General features: G+C 68.0%; 15 protein-coding genes. 8 read left to right on the top strand and 7 right to left on the bottom strand.

What is annotated here, in order from left to right; all coding sequences use genetic code 11:
• Window positions 1-71: 71 nt before the first annotated feature.
• Window positions 72-458: a hypothetical protein gene (locus ACQP0P_RS38255; protein WP_350912396.1), complete on the bottom strand. Its 387-nt coding sequence runs from the start codon at window positions 456-458 to the stop codon at window positions 72-74.
• 250 nt (window positions 459-708) lie between these two features.
• Between ACQP0P_RS38255 and ACQP0P_RS38250 the strand changes: the two genes are divergently transcribed.
• The 3 genes from ACQP0P_RS38250 to ACQP0P_RS38240 are packed head-to-tail and all read left to right on the top strand — an operon-like array spanning window position 709 to window position 3,307.
• Window positions 709-2,025: a cytochrome P450 gene (locus tag ACQP0P_RS38250; protein ID WP_433365121.1), complete on the top strand. Its 1,317-nt coding sequence runs from the start codon at window positions 709-711 to the stop codon at window positions 2,023-2,025.
• A complete protein-coding gene (locus ACQP0P_RS38245) occupies window positions 2,022-3,125 on the top strand; it encodes a methyltransferase domain-containing protein (RefSeq protein WP_433365118.1) in 1,104 nt (367 codons plus the stop codon). Before ACQP0P_RS38250 ends, ACQP0P_RS38245 begins: the two co-directional genes overlap by 4 nt.
• Window positions 3,122-3,307 carry a hypothetical protein gene (locus ACQP0P_RS38240; protein WP_030913265.1) on the top strand — a complete coding sequence of 62 codons (186 nt, stop codon included), beginning with the start codon at window positions 3,122-3,124 and terminating at the stop codon, window positions 3,305-3,307. Before ACQP0P_RS38245 ends, ACQP0P_RS38240 begins: the two co-directional genes overlap by 4 nt.
• Window positions 3,308-3,473: 166 nt before the next feature.
• Here ACQP0P_RS38240 and ACQP0P_RS38235 read toward each other — a convergent pair whose 3' ends face one another.
• From ACQP0P_RS38235 to ACQP0P_RS38225, 3 genes are all read right to left on the bottom strand, one after another.
• Window positions 3,474-4,586: an ABC transporter substrate-binding protein gene (locus ACQP0P_RS38235; protein ID WP_433382307.1), complete on the bottom strand. Its 1,113-nt coding sequence runs from the start codon at window positions 4,584-4,586 to the stop codon at window positions 3,474-3,476.
• 285 nt (window positions 4,587-4,871) lie between these two features.
• A complete protein-coding gene (locus tag ACQP0P_RS38230) occupies window positions 4,872-5,633 on the bottom strand; it encodes a hypothetical protein (protein ID WP_433365115.1) in 762 nt (253 codons plus the stop codon).
• Window positions 5,634-5,665: 32 nt separating this feature from the next.
• Window positions 5,666-7,309, bottom strand: a complete 1,644-nt coding sequence (locus tag ACQP0P_RS38225; protein WP_433365112.1) for a hypothetical protein — start codon at window positions 7,307-7,309, stop codon at window positions 5,666-5,668.
• Window positions 7,310-7,626: 317 nt separating this feature from the next.
• Here ACQP0P_RS38225 and ACQP0P_RS38220 point away from each other — a divergent pair, with 317 nt between their 5' ends.
• The gene (locus ACQP0P_RS38220) at window positions 7,627-8,058 is read left to right on the top strand and encodes a hypothetical protein (RefSeq protein WP_433365109.1); all 432 of its coding nucleotides are present in this window, start codon (window positions 7,627-7,629) and stop codon (window positions 8,056-8,058) included.
• Between the two features lie 127 nt (window positions 8,059-8,185).
• On the opposite strand, the gene ACQP0P_RS38215 is transcribed toward ACQP0P_RS38220, so the two are convergent.
• Window positions 8,186-8,995: an SAM-dependent methyltransferase gene (locus ACQP0P_RS38215; protein ID WP_433365106.1), complete on the bottom strand. Its 810-nt coding sequence runs from the start codon at window positions 8,993-8,995 to the stop codon at window positions 8,186-8,188.
• Between the two features lie 334 nt (window positions 8,996-9,329).
• On the opposite strand from ACQP0P_RS38215, the gene ACQP0P_RS38210 reads away from it, so the two are divergent.
• The gene (locus tag ACQP0P_RS38210) at window positions 9,330-9,920 is read left to right on the top strand and encodes an RNA polymerase sigma factor (protein ID WP_433365103.1); all 591 of its coding nucleotides are present in this window, start codon (window positions 9,330-9,332) and stop codon (window positions 9,918-9,920) included.
• Window positions 9,913-10,905, top strand: a complete 993-nt coding sequence (locus ACQP0P_RS38205; RefSeq protein ID WP_433365100.1) for a CU044_5270 family protein — start codon at window positions 9,913-9,915, stop codon at window positions 10,903-10,905. Before ACQP0P_RS38210 ends, ACQP0P_RS38205 begins: the two co-directional genes overlap by 8 nt.
• Before the next feature lie 253 nt (window positions 10,906-11,158).
• Here ACQP0P_RS38205 and ACQP0P_RS38200 read toward each other — a convergent pair whose 3' ends face one another.
• Window positions 11,159-12,058, bottom strand: coding sequence for a hypothetical protein (locus ACQP0P_RS38200; RefSeq protein ID WP_433365097.1), 900 nt, complete (start codon window positions 12,056-12,058; stop codon window positions 11,159-11,161).
• Window positions 12,059-12,071: 13 nt separating this feature from the next.
• On the bottom strand, window positions 12,072-12,572 hold the full coding sequence (locus ACQP0P_RS38195; protein WP_433365094.1) for a hypothetical protein: 501 nt from the start codon (window positions 12,570-12,572) through the stop codon (window positions 12,072-12,074).
• A 774-nt stretch (window positions 12,573-13,346) separates the two neighbouring features.
• Here ACQP0P_RS38195 and ACQP0P_RS38190 point away from each other — a divergent pair.
• Window positions 13,347-13,685 (top strand): hypothetical protein, encoded by a 339-nt coding sequence (locus ACQP0P_RS38190; protein ID WP_433365091.1) that lies wholly within the window; start codon window positions 13,347-13,349, stop codon window positions 13,683-13,685.
• A 737-nt stretch (window positions 13,686-14,422) separates the two neighbouring features.
• Window positions 14,423-20,296: a DNRLRE domain-containing protein gene (locus ACQP0P_RS38185; protein WP_433365088.1), complete on the top strand. Its 5,874-nt coding sequence runs from the start codon at window positions 14,423-14,425 to the stop codon at window positions 20,294-20,296.
• The last annotated feature ends 6 nt before the right edge of the window (window positions 20,297-20,302 follow it).

Raw genomic sequence — 20,302 nt, 5'->3', positions numbered from 1 at the left:
GGAGACGGGAACGGGAACGGCATGGCGATTTTGGAAATTGCGAATGCTGGAAATTCTGGAGAAGCGGTGAATCAGGTGCAGCAGCAGCACGGGCAGCAGCAGTAGTAGCAGGCGGCCGCGTCGGCGGCGCCGGCCGCGATGTCGGACAGGTCGCCCTCGCTGAGCTCGGCCGCGTCGACCACCGGGGTCTCGGGGATGTGCAGCTCGTACTGGCCGGTCGCCAGACCGACCTCCCAGAGGCCGACCTGGACGTCCAGGTTGCCCTCCTCGTGCCCCTCGGGGATGTGGCGCACGATGACGATCTCGGCGTCCTCCGGGATGGTCAGACCGGACTCGGCCAGCGCGGCGCGCGGGTCCGCGTTCAGCCGGGCCGCGTACTCCTCGTCCGACCAGGCGGTGATGAGGGTGCGGGTGTAGGCGTTGATGAATTCCGCCCGCTCCTGCGGTTCGAGCGCCATGTCATTCTCCCTCTGTTTGTTTACCGCTGCTTTCTGCGTCGGCAACTGAAAGGACTGTCGCATGGCGCGCGGCACATACCAAGACTTAAGTTATTCGCCATTGATGTAAGTATTGATACGTTCATCAACGCAGTGTTACATTAGCAGCATGCCACAGTACGGATGTGCTCATCAATGACATTCAATACGTATATCCGGTACTCGTGAATACGTATCGGAGATACTTAAGCACCGTTAAGCGGAGGCGTCGGTGACGACTATCGGCACGCAGCTGCCCCCGGGCCCGCCAGGCCCGGTGGACATGGAACGCATGCGTAGCGACCCACTGGGGTTCGTGACCGGCCTGGCCCGTCGCTACGGGGACGTCACCGGCCACCATGCGAACGGCGAGACCGTGTTCATGGCGCACCGCCCGGATCTCGCCCGGCACATCCTCAAGGACAACGTCGGCAACTACACGAAGGAGAACACGCCCGACGACCACATGCTCCGCCCGCTCCTCGGAAACGGCCTGCTCACCAGCGACGGCGCGGAATGGGCGCGGCAGCGCCGGCTCTGTGCCCCGGCCTTCCGCCGCAGCGCGGTCGCCTCCTTCGACCAGATCATCACCGACGAGACCTCGGCGCTGCTGGCCCGCTGGCGTGCCGCCGCGGAGACCGGCGCACCCCAGCCGATCGACCACCACCTCACCTCGCTGACCCTGTCGATCCTGACCCGCGCGGTGCTCGACGTGGACCTCGGCGCGGCGGGCGACGGGTTCGGCCGCGCGGTGGACGCCGTCAATCGCTTCATCGGCCACTACGTACCCGACCCCGACCCCGACCCGGCGGACACGAGCCGCCGCCGGCGGGAGTACGCACGCGCCCGCGCCCTGCTCGACATGATGACGCGCACCGTCATCGCCTCCCGCCGGGCCGCTCCCGCCGCCACCGGCACCCTGCTCGACACCATGCTCGGCGCCCTGTCCGACACCGACCTCCGCGACCAGGTGCTGACCTTGGTCATGGCCGGTCACGAGACCACCGCCAAGGCCCTGACCTGGACCTTCTATCTACTGGACCGCCATCGGGAGGAGGCGGAACGCATCCGGGCCGAGGTCGACCGGGTGCTGGGCGGACGCCCGCCCACGGCCGCGGACCTGCCCGACCTGCCGCTCTGCCGCCGGGCCGTACAGGAGGCGATGCGCCTGTACCCCCCGGTCTGGCTGATCTCCCGCCGCGCGACCGGCCCCGACGAGCTCGACGGCCATCCGGTACGGCCGGGCACGCTCGTCTGCGTCAGCCAGTGGGTCCTGCACCGCGACCCCCGCTACTGGGACCGCCCGGATGCGTACGTACCCGACCGCTTCGACGGCGTCGACCTCCCGAGTCATCTGTACCTGCCGTTCGGCGGCGGCGAGCGCGTCTGCATCGGCCGGCACCTGGCGCTGATCGAGGCGACGCTGGTCCTGGCGATGCTGTCGCAGTCGGTACGGCTGACGCTGGAACCCGGCTTCCCGGTGGAACCGGAGGCGCTGGTGACGCTACGGCCGAAGCACGGCATGCACATGATCGTGAGCCCCCGATGACCACTCTCCCCACGCCCCCGCATCCCCGGGCCACCGTCACCGACCGTGGCACCGTCCTCGACACCCCGACCTCGGACGCCGGTCCGTACCGTCCCGCCACCCCGCCGAAACCGTTCGCGGGTTCGCCCGGCCCCGCGAACCAGCTGAATTCCAACACCCCGCCCCCGAGTGCCGGTGCGTACGACCCCGCCACCCCGCCGAAGCCGTCCGCGGGTTCGGCCGGTCCCGTCAGCCGGCCGAATCCCGGTGCCCCGGCCCCGAACGCCGGTTCGTACAACCCCGCCACCACCACCGCGGGCGGCCTGGCGGGAGAGCTGGCGCGGCTGGAGGCGCAGGCGGAGCTCTCGTTCGACGAGGAGCTGAACCTGCTGCGCGAACTGGGCCTGAGCGCGTCGGGCGGCCCGCTGGTCGAGATCGGCGCGGGGTCCGGCGCGATCACCAGGCGACTGCGGCGGGCGCTGCCCGAGTTGGCACTGGTCGCGGTGGACATCGACCCGGACCTGCTCGCCCATGCCGAGGGCGCCGACGCCGAACTGATCGTCGCCGACGCCGCCGACCTGCCCCTGGAGACGGCGAGCGCGCAGTACGTACTCCTCAGGTACGTCCTTCAGCACCTTCCCGACCCCGGACCGGCCCTCGCCGAGGCCCGCAGGATCCTCCGCCCCGGTGGCCGCATCCTGGTCACCGAGGTGGACGCCTCCTGCTGGGGGCTGGCCGACCCGGTCTACCCGGAACTGGCCGCGATCCACGCCAAGATGGCGGCGACCCAGCAGGCCGCCGGCGGTGACCGCACGATCGGCCGCCGTCTCACCCGGCTGCTCCGTGACGCCGGCTTCACCGAGGTCGCCCTCCGCCCGTTCGTCACCACCAACGACACCCGGCCCACGGATGACTTCGCCCCGCACCTCGGCCCGGGACGGCTACAGCCGCTCGTGACCGCCGGAGTGCTGTCGCTTCGCGAGTTCGCCCTCGCCGCCGACCGCTGGAACCGGTTCCGCGCGGATCCCAACGCCTGGGTGATGCTCCTCGGGTTCACCGCGGCCGGTACCGCCCCCGACGCCTGTCAAAACGGCCGTCACCCCACCGAAGGAATCCAGTGAACACCAACGTCAAGATCTTCATCACGATCTTCTGCTACATCAGCGCGGTGATGGGCCTCGTCACCGCGGTCATCCAGGCCAGCACCACCCCCGCCAACACCCCCGGAGCCATTGGTTCCGGAGTCGTCGGCGGCATCTTCCTGGTAGCCGGAGTGGCCCTGAGCCGCAAACCCCGCTACTAGGGATCTCCTGAAGGAGCCCCCCGGAGGCGTCGACTCCGAGCCGGACGACCACGGCCTCGGGCGCTCGCGCGGTGGGCTGACCACCAGGCCGCACCTGGCGGTCAAGCAGGGACAGAAGCCGCTGTCCCTGCTCGTCACCGCGGGCCGGCGGCACGACCGTGCTCTCTCAGCCGGCGTGGAGGATCCGAAAGCGATCGGGTTCCGCCGGATCTCGATCAACGACGTGGATGGGCGGCCAAGCCCATTGCCAAACGTTGACGCCTGGCGTGCGGGAGAACTGGATCTGCCCGCGGGTGCCTTCGACTGCGACGCGCGGCCAGGATTCGGCAGTGCGCGCCCGGTCCACGCCGTGAGACCGCAGCACCTCGGCGAGAACGGTGACCGTGTCGTAGCCCTCGAAGGCGACGAAGGAGGGCGCTTCGGCCAGCCGCTCGCGCAGGGCCGTCCCGACTCGTGCACCGAGTGGGCTGAGGCGCTCGGGCAGGTAGCGCAGGAACGGGATCGCGGCGCTGTCGTCGCCCAGCGACCTCGCCCATTCGGCGAACTCCGGTTGCCCGGCCGGAGCACCGATCATGATCTCGGCGAGGCGCTGGTCGCGGCGGACAGACTTGACGATCGACACTGCCGGCTCCGGGTGGCCGACCAGAAGAAGGAGGACTGTCGCGCGATTGTCGAGGAGTTCGTCGCACACGGCCGTGGGGGTGAGCGCGCGCATGTCGAGTTCGATGACGGTGCCGCCGCGGGGAGCGAGGTGGTCCCGCAGAATGCGGGTGCCGGATGCCCAGTAGACACTCGGCTCGGCCGCTACGGCGATTCGACTGTGGCCCGCGCCGAGGAGGAAGTCCGCGTAGATCCGCCAGCCGTGGGACTGCGCCGGGGCGAGACGCGCGACCCATTCCGTTGGCTGTTCGGTGAGCGCGTCGAGAACCGCCGACGAGCAGAGGAACGGCAGGCTGAGGGCGTCGGCCCTGGCGGCAGCTGCGCGAGCGACGACGCTGTGATACTCCCCCGCCAAGGCGGCCACGCCCAGGCGAGCCAATTCGTCGACGGCCGCCGCGGCCCTCTGTGGATCAGCCGCGGTGTCTCGGACCACCAGTTCGAGTGGTCTTCCGACGATCCCGCCGGCGTCGTTGACGTCGCGAACGGCCAGTTCGAGTCCAGCGAGCAAGTGCCGGCCTGCCTCGACCCAGCCAGGCCGAGTCAGCGGAACGAGAGCGCCGATCCGGACGGGTGATCCGTCAGTCCGCTCCGCTCCAGGTGGTGATGGTGGCGTATTCATGCGTTGGCGTTTCCCATGTGATGACTCGGTGGCAGTTTGCCCGGATGGCAGGGTATTGCCCACCGGCAGCGACGGCTCCAGTCGCTCCCGCCGGCCGTTCGGCAGATCACTGCGTCCCCCGGACCGTGATCATCTACGATCTTGATCCACTTTCGCAACAGACCCTGGCCGCGTTCGACACCTCCGCGGCGGGCGGCCGGCAGCAGGGAGGTGTCCCGGTGTGCCGTCCTGCCGGAGTGGGTGATCGCGACGCCGGGCGGGGATCGGCGGCGAGTTCGTGGCCCGTCACGGACGTGCCGGGCTCACCGTCGAGGACCTGGTATCGACGGGAATCCCGCTTCCCTGGCCGGGTGTCCCCGGAGACGTGGCGGAGCAGCCGTGGGTGACGAAGTAGATCTCCATGGAGATCGACCCGCTCGGGGCGGAGAGGTCGTGGAAGTTCCGGGTCACGGCCGTTCCGAAGATGCGCGGGTACGTCTCGCGGATGGCCGTGTTGACTCGGGTGGCCAGCTGGACGCCGCCGCTGGCGCCGCCGTCGGAGTCGGAGCCGAAGGTCAGCACCATGCCGACGCGCCGTCCGGCCAGGTCGCCTTTCTGCCTGCGCAGTTCCTGGCGGACCTGTGCGGCCAGGACGCCGTCGGCGGCGCCGGGGGTGACCCGGAACGAGAGCGTGACCGGTTTCGCCCGGACGCCTCCGACGAGGCCGGTGCAGGGGAACGGCGAGGGGCCGGGCTTCTCTCCAGGTTCCTCCGTGACCGGGCTCTTCCTCTCAGGGGGCTCCCCGGGCTGGTGTTCTCTCTCCGAGGTCTCCTTCTCCGGGGCCTTCTTCCCCGGAGGCTTCTCGGCTGAAGGCTCTCCGGCTGAAGGCTCTTCGGACGGGGGCTCTTCGGCCGGGGGCCGGGTGGAGTCAGGCGGGGACTGGAAGGGGTCCGGTTGGAACCGGGCGGTGTCCGTCACAGGGTCGGTGGGTGAGGGGGGTGGTGCCTGCGCTCCCAACATGATGATCGTGAGTCCGAGCAGCAGGTCGGCGAAGAGCCAGCCGGCCATCAGGGTCGTGCTGGAGGTTCTTCGGCGGGCGGTCACTGCGGGGTCCGAGCTCTCCGGCGTGAGTCCGGCTCGTCGTCACCGCTGTCGTCACCACTGTCGTCTGCGGTGCCGTTGCCGGTGGCCTGGGTGTTGTCGCCGCCGTCGGCCCGGACGCCTCCGCTGTCCCCGCCACCGCTGGGGCCCTCGCCGATGCCGTTCTCCCCGTTCTCCCCGTCCTCGCCGGGACCGCCGGCCGGGAGAGTCCAGAGGCCGTCGGCCGGAAGCCGCAGCCTGGTGCTCGCCCGCTCCGAGTCGGTGACCTCGTGCTCGGCGAGCTCCTTCGAAGGCAGGTCGGCCAGCGCGCCGGCGAGCGCGGTGGGAAGCCGGTCGAGCACTTCCCGCGTCCGCTCCAGCAGGGCGACCGTCTCGATGGTGGTGTCGATCCGGGAGGCATGCGTCCCGGTGGCGGCGGACCAGCTCTCCAGGGCCTCCCGGATCTCCGTACCGGCGCCCTCGAAGGTCCGGTGAAACTCCCTGGCCGTGCCCGAGATGGTGTCGGTGACCCGCGCGCCGAGCAGGTCGACCGCCTTCTCCGTGGACGAGCCGACCGAATCGATCGAGATGGCCGCGCGGTCGACGGCGTGGCCGATGCCCGCCGTCGCGCCGACCAGCTCGTTGATCCGGAGGTCCAGGCCGGAGACGCTGCCCTGGACCAACTTCATGGACCGTACGAGTTCGTCGTTGAACGCCTGGCGCATGTCGAGGGTGGTCCGGGAGATGGTCGTCGACAACTGGTTTCCGGCATCGGTGACGGCCTGGCCGGTCGTGGAGCCCGCAGTGTCGATCATGGCTGAGAACCGGGCCACCGCCGAGGCGAGGTCGTCACAGGTGTTGTTGACGGCGGCCAGGTGCCCGCCCAGGTGCTCGACGGCGTCGCGCACGTCGATCGCGCTGCCGGCCAGCGCGTCCGTGGTCTTGCGGGTGGCCTCCAGGGTCAGGGTGAGCGCCTCGACCAGCTCGGTGTGCACCTTGCGCGCCGTGGTCCCGACGAAGCCGATGTCGGCCGCCGCCTTGTTGAGCTCGGCCCCGAACCGCTCCGGCGAGGAGAGCCGGACCTGGCCGAGCACCAGGCTCGCCTCGGTCAGCGCCCCGCGGAGCCGGACGCGGAGGGCGCGGAGCTCCCGCTCCGCGGCGTCCTCCCTGGTGTTCCGCGTGATGTTCTCGAACACGGTCCAGCAGATGAGGCAGAAGATGGCCGCGAGGGTGCAGAGCGCGATGTTGTCGAACTCGAAGAACCCGGGCAACCTGCCGTCGAAGCCCTGCTGCCACATCTCCAGGAAGGGCCGCCGGGCCGCGTCCAGGCCACCGGCCGCGAGGACGTCGCCGTAGGCGCCGGTGGCCATCATCAGGCCGAGCCAGGTGATGAAGATCGGTACGAAGACGAGGGCGGGGCCGATGGCGCCGCCGAGCCCTCGTCGCCATCCCGGTCTCCTCGGCGATGACGGTTCCCCGTCCACCAGGATGGTGTCGTCGGGGGAGAAGGCGGCGAACAGGTCGACCTCGCACCAGTGTCCGGCCATGTCAGGATCGGTGACCGCGTGCGCGAGATCACGTAGCTGGTCCTGACGGGCCGTCAGGTGGGGGTGATCGGCAAGCTCGCGAAGCTCGCCGGCAAGCTCCAGGTCCGTCACGGACAACCGACCTCCTCTCCTGATGGCGCCGAGCGCCTTTTCGGTAATCCGGATGGACCGATTCACGCCTCCGAGAGGCGTGATCATTTTGGCATATGGCGCGTATGTCAGCGGAAGGAACGGTCCGAGACGGAGGAGAGCGCGCTGGACTAACGACGTGCCAACTGCCACGAGGGTGTCAGTGGGCGGACCGGGCGGTGCGCCGCGGGCAGTGATTCGCAAGAGGGTTCCAAGTCGTCTCGCGTATCACTGGTGACGGATCACCCGAGCCGGGAAGAACCCGCGCCGGGAAGCACCGGGAAGCACCGGAAAGAGGAGAGACGATGCGCAGGATCGTCCGTGGAGCGCTGCTGGCCACCGCGCTCGTGCTGGGACTGCCCGCCACGGCGAGCGCGACGGCCCAGAGCGACTTCTATCTGGGGACGGTCAGATCCGGCTCCGGGCATTCCGGGTACGCCAAGGCGCAGCTGTGGGTCACCGGCTTCAACCAGAGCCACTTCACCGCGTACGGCAGGATCTACGACCGAGACCGCCACCCCGGTCACTGCGCCTGGGTCCGCGCCAGGTTCCACTACCAGAAGGGCGGGCCGTCCTGGTCGCCGGTGCGCTGGTCCTGCGCCTCCTCCGGGTACACGTTCAAGACCAAGGGCCAGGTCAAGTGGATCGACCTCAAGGTCTGTGTCTACCAGCCGAAGCGGAACGCGCTCTCGCACTGCCGGGTCGAGACCATCAGGGACGAGGACCTCGCGAACTGACGCACCTGCACGAGGAGGCCGGCATCCAACTCCACGTGCTCGACAACCTCTGGAGATTCCGGGACACCGTGACCGTGAGCACCCTGCGGCCGGTGGCGCCGACCCGAGTGGGGCCCAGGACAGCGGGCTACGGCTTGCGCGCCACAGCCCCGTGCGCGTCGATCCAGGGCGCGTCGTCGGTGTCGGGCCGCCAGCGTGTAATGGGCGCCAGCCCCGGCTCGACCAGCTCCATATCCGCGAAGCACTCGGCCAGCTGGTCGAGCCGACGCAGGTAGTACGGCACGGCTCCGCTCTCCGCGAGCTTCTCACTGCCCTCGTTGACCGTCTTGCCGGTGTCGGTCCCGTCCCAGAGCACCAGGTAGCTGCCGGAGGGCACGGCATCCATGACGCGCGAGACGATGGAGCGCATCACCGCGAAGTCCTCCACATAACCGAGGACGCCCATGAACATCACGGCGATCGGCCGGGTGAAGTCCAGGACGTTGCGGGCGTCCTCCACGATCAACTCGGGCTCGTGATAGTCACCGTCGACATAGGCGGTCACTCCCTGCGGAGTGGTGTTGCGCAGCAGCGCCCTGGCGTGCACCAGCACCATGGGGTCGTTGTCGGTGTAGACGATCCGCGCATGCGGTATGACCTGCTGAGCCACCTCGTGGGTGTTCTGCATCGTCGGCAGGCCGGTGCCGATGTCGAGGAACTGGTCGATTCCGGCCTCTGTGGCCAGGTGACGCACCGCCCGGATGAGGAACTTCCGCGACTGCGCCGCCATCGTCACGATCTCGGGGTAGACCGCGGCGACCGCGTCGCCGGCGGTCCTGTCCGCCTCGAAGTTGTCCTTGCCGCCCATCCAGTAATTCCAGATCCGCGCCGCGTGCGGAACCTGCGGCTGGATCTTCGCGGCCAGGTCGCCGCGCCAGGGGATCAGAGGATCAGCCATGTGCTCGAACTCCAGAGGGAGGGGGGAGGTGACGAGAGCCGCGCAAAAGCGATCATAGTCCTCAGCGGCTGCGCGCACCGCTGGACAAGGCATGAAGGCCACGAGAGATCTATTTGTGATGAGCAACGGAGGCGATCCACAAGGTCCACGGCCTCGTCTGAGCGAGGTCCAGATCAGTTGGCACGACGGTGGGCGCGGACGGCGCCGTACGGCACGGTGAACTCCGCTGGTGCGGCGAACACCGCGGTCAGGTCCATGAAACGCAGGCGTGGAGAACTCGATTCGCGGCATCGGGTGAAAGAGGGTGACCGGACCCAGGAAACGGAGTTCACGCTTGAGTGCGGAGACAGATCTGGACGACGCGGAGGTGATCAGGCGTGCCCGGCGTGATTCCGCCGCCTTCTCGGTGCTGTTCGACCGGCATGCCTCCGCCCTGCACCGTTACGTGACGCGGCGCCTGGGGGACTCGATGGCCGACGACATCGTGGCCGAGACGTTCCTCACCGCCTTCCGGCGGCTCGGGCGCTACGACACCGACCACCGCGACGCTCGCCCCTGGTTGTACGGCATCGCCGCCAACCTCATCGGCAGGCACCGCCGTGCCGAGGTCAGGGCGTACCTCTCGCTGGCCAGGACGGGGGTGGACGAGGTGGCCGAGAGTTACGCCGACCGGGTGGAGGCCCGGGTGACGGCCTCGGCGGCGCAGCGCGATCTGGTGAGGGCACTCGCCGCGTTGGCGTCGAAGGATCGCGAGGTGCTGCTGCTGATCGCCTGGGCGGATCTCAGCTACGAGGAGACGGCGCGGGCACTCGGCATCCCGATCGGCACGGTGCGCTCGCGCCTGCACCGCGCCAGGAGGAAGACCCGTGAGGCCCTGGGCGGGGTCGATCCGTCCGCTATCTCGGAGGAGGCCGGCCGTGGATGACCTGAAACTGCTGAGCGAGCTGCGGGCGGACGCGCCCGAGCCCGATGCCGACCGCCTGCGCGCGCTGCGGGCGCGTTCCCTGCGCCGTCGCCGCCGGCTACGGCCGGTGCTCTCGCTGCCGCTGGCCATGACGGCGGCCGTCGCGGTGATCGCGGCGGTGACCGTGGTGTACGGCGACGATCGGCCGGTCACCCGGCCACCCGTCACCATCGAGGCGACGCCGGTGAACGCGGAGGTCATGCTGAGGCAGGCGGCGCTGATGGCCGAGAAGCGCCTGCCGGACGGCATCTCGCCCCGTCCCGACCAGTGGCTGTACCGCAAAAGCGTCGTCAGGCAGCCCGCCGACGGCTCGGTCGAGGTCCAGGAGTACTGGACGCGCTACGACGGCACCCGGCAGGCGACCAGGCTGGGCCGGCGCCCGATGGAGACGCGGACCATCGAGCCGGACCCGGGTGACGACGACCTGTCCCCCCGGCAGTACGCGGCCAGGCTGGCCAAGCTGCCCACCGACCCGGACCGGCTGCTGGCCCACGTCAGAGGCGACCGGCACTGGCAGGACAAGCCGGACGAGGAGCGAGGCCTCGATGAGCCCGCGGACGCACGGGCGTTCCGGGTGCTGTCGGTCTACCTCGGCCAGGGGGTCCACCTGCCGCCCAAGCTGGAGGCGGCGATCTTCCGCGCTCTCGCCCGGATTCCGGGAGTCCGGGTGGACCTCGGCATCCGCGACGCGGCGGGCAGGCCGGGCATGGGCATCGCCTACGAGGTCGGCGCTCCGGGCTTCGGCACGCAGCGCGACGAGAACGGTCAGGTCACCGAGCGGTCCTACGTCATCCTCGACAGCACGACCTATCGCTACCTCGGCTCGCGGACGGACTTTCTGCGGGACCGTCTCATCAGCGGCGAGGTGGTCTTCACACAGGGAAGCGTCTTCGCGACCGCCGAGGTCGCGGCGGGGGTCGTCGACGAACCCGGACAGATTCCCTGATGCGACGTTCCCTACCCGAAGTACAGATCCACCCCGGTCCCGGCATCAGGAAGACAGGCCCGACGATCTCGGTTTCCCCGCGGCGCGTTCGCAACCTCCGTTGGGAAACGGAGCCTGTCAGCAGGGGCGAAGGGGGCGATCAGCGGGCCTGAATCGCACAACAGGCTCCTCAGGTGTGCCGGAAAGATCGTGTTCACGGCTCTCTCCCCGGCAGCGCTTCCCCCGGGCGGACCCGGGGGAAGCGCCACCGGACTCAGCCGGCGGGTGAACGCGCCCCTTCGAGCCGGTTGGCCGTGAGCATCAACGGGGTGCCGACCCCGTTCCGGGAGGCCGCCTCGGCGAGGAAGGCGGCCAGCCAGCCCAGCGCGTCCAGTGACCATTCGGTGAGAACGCCGTGGAATGTGGCCCGGTGCCGGGCGGGCCCGCGCCACAGCTCGTCGATGACGGCGGGTTCCAGGGCCGTGCCGTCGTCGGTCAGGTCGTCGGTCAGGTCGTCGGTCAGGGAGAACGAGTCGCACGAGAAGACATCCTGCGTGAAGCCCCGCATCCACCGGAGCATCCCGGGTGCCGCCGAACGGATGGACGGCTCCTGCCCGCCGTCCAACGTCACCCGCACCGATGTTCTCCACCGTGGGTCACCGTCGGCGAACCAGCCGGCCTCCTGGAGCAGGGTCATCACACCGCTCACCTGCGACGACGCGTCGAGGCTCGGTACGGGCAGCAGGACCTGAACGGCTCGCAGGCGCGCGGTGCCGATACGCGACACGACGTCGCCGGCGCACGAGAGGAACGCCTGCACCGGCAACGGCCGGCCGCCGGGAACCGGTTCGGTCAACGACACCTGGAACCACGCGATGCGTGACGGTTCCGATCCGGAACCCGGGCCCTGCCCGGCGTCGTTCATCCCCCACAGGCCGCCGGACGCGTTCTCGGCGGCCTCGGTGAGCCAGCCCATCGCGGACGACCTCGCGACGAACAGGCTGTACGCGTCCGAGGAGGCGACGTGAGGATCCCGCCATGGATGCAACACCAGCTCGCCGTGCAGGGCCGCGAACATGGGGTTGTCGGGTCTGCCCTCTCCCGATACCGCCGGATGCGGCGCCGGTTCGCCGTGCAGGGCCATGTCCATGGGGTTGTCGGGTCCGATACTCACGTCGCCTCTTCCGCTATCGCCTGCAGTAGATGTTCCGGCTAGGTGTGTAGAGCTTGCCCGGGTCGTCGGCCAGGCCGACCAGGTCCACGTCGACGACGCTACGCCATCCCGTCAGGCTGTTGCTGTTACAGCCGCCGCGTCCGGTCGCGCGGTTGCCGGCGCCGCCGCCGGATCGCACCGTCGCACTGCCCGCCGTGCCGGCGTTTCGCCAGCTGCCGTCGGAGTAGTACTGCTGCAGCTGCACCGTGACGACCGCCAGGGTGGCGTTGCAGTTGCCGTTGACCCACCAGCCGTGCCCGGAGGCCTCGAAGGCGGACGAGGAGACGTGGACGTAGTCCCCCGCGGTGTTGAAGACGCACAGCGCCCGGGTGTTCGTCGTGGAACCGGTGTTGTTCAGGCTCGTCTCGCCCCCTGCGGGAGCCCGGCCGGTATCGGGAACCGGAGCGGGGGCGGGGGCGGGAGGGGGGGCGAGGACGGACGCCGACGGAACCGCGATCGCCGCGGTCTGCGACATCCCGAGGAACGCTGCGCTTACGATGCCAGCCGTCATGGAGATCTTGCGGAGTGATTGACGCATGATCGTACCTCCGTGCTGAGTCGAGTCGAGCAGGGGCAGGAGCTGTTGTGCGAATCCTGTCTGGCGGTTGGAAATGTGCGCGGTGCTGATCTCAGGTAATGGCGCCAGGCATTGATAAACGTGTCATTTCCGCTCTTCCGTGTCAACGAAAAAAGAATTATTGGCGGCGTTTCGATAGCTACTTGATCTGCGATTCAGGAACATAGGCGGACAATTCATCGAATAATTATTTATTTTTCGCTAAAGCTCGTCAGGGGTTCCATGTTGTCATGGCGATAATTCGTGACAAAGGCCGGTAAGGCGACCGCCGTATGAGGTCGCCGTTCTTGTTGCCGATCTTCAATTCGTGGAGTTCGGTGGCCCGAAGGGGGCGGCGGGACGCAGGTCGGCATGACGAACGTGTGCCGGTGGGCTTACCCCGGCTGTCCGAACGTCCGGGCGTACCGGACCACCCGCGAGTCGTCCTGAACACCGGGCGCGGAGCCGCATCGCCCGAACGCCGGTGGCCAGGGTGGCGATCGTGCCGTCGTCGGTGCGGGTGAGGTACCAGGCGGTGGCGGACAGCGGCCCGGACAGCGGCCCGGACAGCGGCGTCGCCGTCGCCGATCCGGTCGCTGTGTGCCGACAACAGCCGGGAGACGACCTCCCCGCACCGGCCCTCGGCGCTGCCACCCGTTTTGGAACTATCGCAGCCGCGATGTCGTTGGCACGATGAACATCAACAGCGGGACGTGTGGTCACGATGTCCTGCGGATCGGAGACGAGATGGGCGGCGATCCCCGGCAGGTCCGCCGGTATCACCTGCGACCTGGGAACGTCCGTGAGTTGAAGGACAACGTGATCGCCGGCCTCCGGAAGCTCTGGGCGCTCCAAGGGCTGGCCACGCTGGGAGCGGTGGCCCTCTGGGTGGTCGGTGTCATGGTCGTGTCTCCGCTCCTGTTCCCCGACCCCCTCTGGCCAGGCGGTTTCCGCCGGAGCGGATTGGAGTCGGGGTTGTGCCTGGCCGGGAGCATGGTGATCGCCTCCAGGATTTTGCGCCCCTGGAAGTGACGAACGCACTTTGCGCCTTCCCCGCGCCCGCGGTCCCGGCGATCACGCACACCGTGATGACGCGCGGATCGCCGTCTTCGCCGATCAGGATGGTGTTCAGCTCTTCGAACTCGCCGATGCGGTTGACGAACCCGCGCACATCGGCGGGTAGTTGCCGTGGGGTGAGGTTCGCGGAGCCGCTCCGGTCCGGTTTGCCATGCTCGTGGAAGTGGACTCCGCCGCTGACGTCCCTGGCCTGTGTGCGTACGTACGGACCAGACGTATGGGCCTACAAAGCAAGATCCCGGCCTGCGGCTCCGTACTACGAGTCGTCCCTATTAGATCTTCCATGCAATCTCACTGCGGAGGGTGATCGATCGATATAGCAGCTATTGATCTTTTTGGGGTGAATTGTCGGCCATGATCACCAAAGTTGATGATCTATCTTTCTTTAAGTCAACTTTATAAGTAGCGTCCTGTGTGCCGAACCCTTGTTCGAGTGGCCCACGCGACAGCGCGGGCCACTCGCATGCATGCAGGAGACCTGGGTGACCTTGACACCAAGAAGAGGAGGGCTTCCGCCTTCCCCCTCCAACGGCAGGCGGCGTAGACGCCGACTTGCGAACGCCACCGCCGCCACATTGGCCGCGACGATGATCATTAGCTTGGCGGCAGCACCATCATGGGCCCAGCAAGAACCACCACCGACCGCCCCTCAGGCCCAGCCGACCCCCGCCCTGAGGGGCGGCACGCCAATCGTGGACGAGGCGGTAGAAGCCGCCAAGAAAAAGGCCCGCGAGACCGGCAAGCGTGTGGAGGTTTCCGAGCGCAACACCGAGACCTCGACGGTCTTCGCCAACCCGGACGGCAAGACTCTGCGAATGGAAATACACGCGCAGCCCATCCGGGTCAAGACAGCCAAGGGCGATGGTTTCACACCGATCGACACGACCCTGGTTGAGGAGAACGGGCTCATCAAGCCCAAGGCCATCAAGGGCGACCTGACCCTGTCGGCGGGCGCGGACACCATCCTGCTGAAGAGCAGGACCGCCCAAGGCACCGCCGAGATCGCCGCCCCCAGCGGCAAGCTGCCCAAGCCCAAGCTCGCCGGCAACACCGCCACCTACCACTCCGCCTACGGCAACGGCATGGACCTGGTGGTCACCACAACCCCCACTGGCTTCCGGCAGAAGATCGTGATCCAGGAGCGGCCGAGCGGCCCGGTGACTTTCCGCGTGCCGGTGGACCTGCCCAAGGGCATGTCCTTCAGCAAGAACGCTGCCGGACAGCCCACCGTGCTGGGCCAGGACGGCAAGAAGATCCTCGACATCCGGCCGGTGCCGCTGCTGGACGCCACCGCCGCGGACGCGAACGCGCCGATCGACGCCGGCAAGGTCGGCAAGGCCGGCGTCGCCGTCGAAGGGAACGGCTCCACCCTGGTGTACACCCCTGACGCGGCGTTCCTGGCCGACCCGGCGGTCACCTACCCGGTGACGCTGTCCGCCGCCGACTCCGACTGGTGGGAGTGCACGATCGGACGTGATCCCTGTACTTCACCGCCAGGGGGGGTGGACACGTTCGTCAATGACGACATCTACTACGACAGCTGGAACAACTTCAACCTCGACCGGATCCTGGTCGGCAAGTCCAACAACGGCGCCGTGCGCTGGCGCAGCTACATCCGCTTCCCGGACATCCCGGAAGACTCGCCGCTGCGGGGCGGTACGGTGCAGAACGCCGACCTGATCCTGTGGAACCATCTGTCCAACGACTGCGGCGATCATGTCGGTTCCGGCATTGTCGCCCGCCGGGTCACCTCAGACTGGGATGAGATGACCATGCAGTGGACCAGCCAGCCGTCGGTCACCACCGTGGGCCAGAACGTTGAGTACGGTGCCTACAGCCCCAACTGCACTAGCGGTGCGGCCGGCTGGGCAGGCAAGGAGTGGTACCTGGTCCACTATGTCAATGGGATCGTCCAGGCATGGGCCAACGGTGAGCCGAACTACGGCTTCCAGCTCGCCGCCGCCAACGAGTCCGACATCACCAACTGGCGCCGCTACCGCACGCAGGATTACTACTGCTGCAGTGAAGGTGCCCACCCGCCCAAGCTCACCGTCGACTTCGAGCCTGCGCCGAAGATCTTGACCTACTTCTCCGAAACAGGACCGCGACGGACCTCACCTCCGACCTTCGAAGAGGCAACGGCTCTCCACAGAGAGCCCGCCGAGAGTATTCCGGACAGGCCCGGTACTACGGTGGAAGAGATCATCGCCTCAGAAGGCACCCCTACCGTTCCTTACGAAATTGGACCCGATCAGTTGGGTCCTCTGCCGGGTGAGGATTGGTCGACCCCCCAGATCGAAGATGAAGATGGCCCGGGCTCCGGTGATGAGACACCTCCGGCTCTTATAGAGGTCAGTCCTGAAAGGGGCGCCACTGATGTATCAATTGCGACCCAGATCAAAGCGGTGTTCAGCGAGCCGATCTGGGAAGCGCAGCTCAAGCTGAAGGATCCCGCAGGTAACGTGCTGGCTGGCACGACGCAGCTCGACAGCGAGCGTAAGGTGCTGACGTTTACGCCAGATCAATCGTTGTCATATGATGTCCGCTATATAGTCGAGGTGTCGAACGCCCACGACGCCGACGGAAACATGATGACGGTCGACGCCTGGTCATTTAGCACTCCTGCGACCGCACACTGGAAGTTCGACGAAGGTTCAGGAACCACTGCTGGTGACTCCTCCGGTAATGGCCACCATGCCACCCTTAGCGACACAGTGGCGTGGATTCCCGGAAAGAGCGGAAACGCGGTGTCGAATGAGCCTTCGCAGGCGCAGATCGCCGCTTCTCAGAGGGCGGCCCATCAGGGGAAGGTTGTTGCGGTCGCCGACGAGACGACCGCGACCAGCATCACCTACGCCCAGCCCGACGGAAAGACCTTCACCACCCAGATCGCCGCAGGCCCGGTGCGGACCCGGCAGAACGGCACGTGGGTGCCGATCGACCCCACCCTGGCCGAGCAGGGTGGGGTGCTCAAGCCGAAGACACTTGCGGATGGTGTGGCCGTGGAGGTCTCCACCGGCGGTACCGGCGCGTTCGTGAGGATGACCGCCGACGGGCGGCGGTACGCGTTGACCTGGCCGGCCAGGCTGCCCAAGCCGACGGTCAAGGGCAATGTGGCCACCTACACCGACGCGGCCGGCAAGGGCGCAGACCTGGTGGTCACCGTGCTGCCGACCGGGTTCCGGCATGACGTGGTGCTGCGCGAGCGGCCCGCCAAACCCCTGGAGTTGCGCATCGGGGTGGACACCGGCGGCCTGACGTTGTCGAAGGGCAACGGCGGGCGGCTGCTGCTCACCGACACCGGCACTGGCAAGAACAAGGACAAGGGGAAGAAGAAGCTGGTGGCGTCGGCGCCGCAGCCGGTGATGTGGGACGCCTCCGCCGGAGCCCGCCTGGCCAAGGGCCGCCTGCCCCAGGCCCGGCACGCGAAGATCGCCACCGACGTGGTGACCACGGGCGGCCGCACCGAGTTGGTGCTCAAGCCCGACCACACGTTCCTGTCCGACCCGGCCACCGTGTATCCGGTGCGGGTGGATCCGACCACCACGCTGCCGTTCAACCACGACGTGGAGGTCTTGTCCACCGACACCGCGGGCTTGCCGGCCGATCCGACCGGCGGGTATCTGATGGCCGGGCGGATGCCCGGCTTGCTGGCGCGGGTGCATCTGCGGTTCGACACCGCCGCCCTGACCGGCGCCACGGTGAGCGATGCCAAGCTGTCGCTGAACAACATCGACGCGCCGGCCTGCGGCGCCGCGGTCGGCGCCGGCATCCAGGTGCGCCGCCTGACCGGCGCCTGGGATGAGAACAACCTGTACTGGGCCAACAAGCCGCCCTCCACCACCGAGGACGCCCAGATCAACCGGGCGGCGATCAACGAGAGCTGCGCTACCTGGCCCGGCCCGATGGACTGGAACGTCACCGGCATCGCCCAGGACTGGGCCGCCGGCGCGGCCAACCACGGCCTGGTGCTGCAGCACCCGAACGAGACCAACACCAACGACAACTACCGGGTGTTCACCTCCGCCGAGGACACCGACTTCGCCACCCCGCCCACGCTGACCGTCACCACCACCGGCCCCGCCTCGGCGCCCACTGTCAGCGGCCTGGCCATCACCCCGGCGCAGGCGGCTGGTGGGGTCACCACGGTCACCTCGCTCACCCCGCAACTCGCAGCCACCGTCTCCGACACCATCGGCGGCACCCTGACCGGTCAGTTCGAGATCGAGCACGACCCGGCCGCACCCACCGGGCAAGGCGCCGGCCAGATCTGGGCAGGCGCCTCGGCCGCAGTGGCCTCCGGCAGCCAGGCCGCCGCCGGCGTCCCGGCCGGGAAGCTCACTGACGGATGGAAGATCCGCTGGCGCGCCCGCGCCGTCAACGCCGCCGCGGCCACGAGTTCGGCGTGGTCGGACTGGCTGGCCGTTACGGTGGATGTGCCCGACCCGGTCGGGCAACCGACGGTGTCCGCCCTGCAGGTCAATCCGTCCCAGCAGTTGGACGGCACAACCGTCACTTCTACCCTCATCCCCAGCCTGCTAGCACAGGTGAGCGATCCGGCTGGAGGTAGCCTGCGGGCTGAGTTCGAAGTCGAACACGACCCGGCCGCGACCGAAGGCCAGGGCAGCGGGCAGATCTGGGCCGGGGCCGTCGACAACGTCACTTCCGGCAGCCAGGCCGGCATCACCGTCCCCGACGGGAAACTGACCGACGGCTGGCTGGTACGCTGGCGCGCCCGCGCGATCGCCGGAGCGCTGTCGTCCGCCTGGTCGGACTGGCAGCAGGTCAAGGTCGACGTCATCCAGCCCGGTGAGAAACCGCTCGCGCAGACCACTGGGCCGGTAATCCGTACCGATGAGAGCTTCACCGTCACGGCCTGGCTGCGCTGGAGCGACAAGGAGGGCAACTACACCGTCGTCGAGCAGAGAGGCACTCACCAGGCACCGTTCCGCCTGGGCAACACCCCCGACCGCGGTCTGGTGTTCACCTTCACCAGCGCTGATGCCGCTGATGCGACCGTTGAGGGTGTGGTCTCGGATGTCGAACCACCGGTTGGCGAGTGGTTCCATCTGGCCGGCGTCTATGACGCCGCAGCCAGGACTGCGACGCTCTACCTCAATGGCGACGCGGTTAAAACCGCATCCATCAGCTTTCCTGCATGGAATGCGAATGGTCCCATGGCCCTAGGCGCCAGCGTACGAGGTGATCTTGATGACGTATGGGTCCACCAGCGCGCTCTATCCGTGAGCGACCTGGCGACCCAGCACAACAGCGTCGCAACGCAGACTTCTGCAACAGTCGGCTCGAGCGGTGTCATCGACAAGGAGGAGTCGCGCACGGCACAGACGATGCGCGCCACCCAGGAGGAGTTCCCATACGACCGTCACACGCTGGAGTGGTGCGAGGAGAAGCGGGAATCCGAGGACGACGACGACCGGCTGAGGGACAACGTCTGGGGTGAGGTCCGCCCGTACAGTGGCTGCACAGCCAGGTTCCACAGCTGGCTGATCTGGACCGTCGACACGGAGAAGAGCAGGCAGACGGGCAGGACGATAGTCTTCCCCACGCCGGCCTGGATGTACTTCCACGTGTCGGTCGCCATCCACACCTATGCCGGAAATGAGACAGGCGCCGGCGTCCAGGGCGGCACCGCAGGGCGCCTGCCCCGCGACATCAAGGTGTGGACGAAGCTGTCCAACGTCTTCATTCCCGGCGACGACGACCCCGTGGTGCTAGGCACGCTGAAGCTCCGGGTCCGGGCCAAGGCCGGCAAGGAGACAAGCAACTGCGCCCAGATCGAGGGGCCCGCCAACGGCGAGCGCAGCGGTGACGTGCCGGACTACGATGAGGAGTGGCGGACCGAGTTCGTCTTCCGCTCCTCGGGAGCCCTCTTCGACAGCTGTACGATCCGTCCTTGGCTGACGCTCCAGATACCTGCCTGGCCGGACAAGAGCGTCGAACTGTGGGACATCCCGCGGAACCCGACAGCTACCAACGACAATGCTGCCAAGGTGCGCTGCGACAGCCTGAGCAAGCACGTGTACAAGGGCGGATGCGTCCTGGTGGGGGCCAACGCCGTCTACACCATGCACCGGACCGACCCATTCATGGGCGATGTACCCAAGCACATCCACGATGCGTTCTACTCCCCACACCTGACCGCTCCCCACTTCAAGGACACGAACGGCTCACCCATCGCCAAGAGGGTTCCGGGCAACTACGCCACCGGGGGATCGGCCTTGACGTACGTCTCCAAGGCTGCAAAGGCCCCGGACGGGAGAACGTATCGAGGAAAGAACAAGTATCGAAAGGGCGTCGACTGCCGGGAATGGTTCCCGGGCGCCGATGACGACGACTACCCCGATCCGAACGACGTCCCCGGCGAACTGCAGTGTGATGAGTTTCCCTTCGCATCCACCAAGGAAGGGCCAGGCTCAGCCGGATACAACTACTCCATCCGAGCACTTCGCCGAGACCAGAACGAGAACGCCGGGACCGATCTCGGCATCTTCTACGCTCGCTATCGGTTCCTCAACGGCAGCCAGTTCTGGGTAAACATCAAATAAGGCCGA

This window comes from Streptosporangium sp. CA-115845 (genome assembly GCF_050943795.1).
Classification (GTDB): domain Bacteria; phylum Actinomycetota; class Actinomycetes; order Streptosporangiales; family Streptosporangiaceae; genus Streptosporangium.
This window is presented reverse-complemented; position numbering and strand designations above follow the sequence as displayed.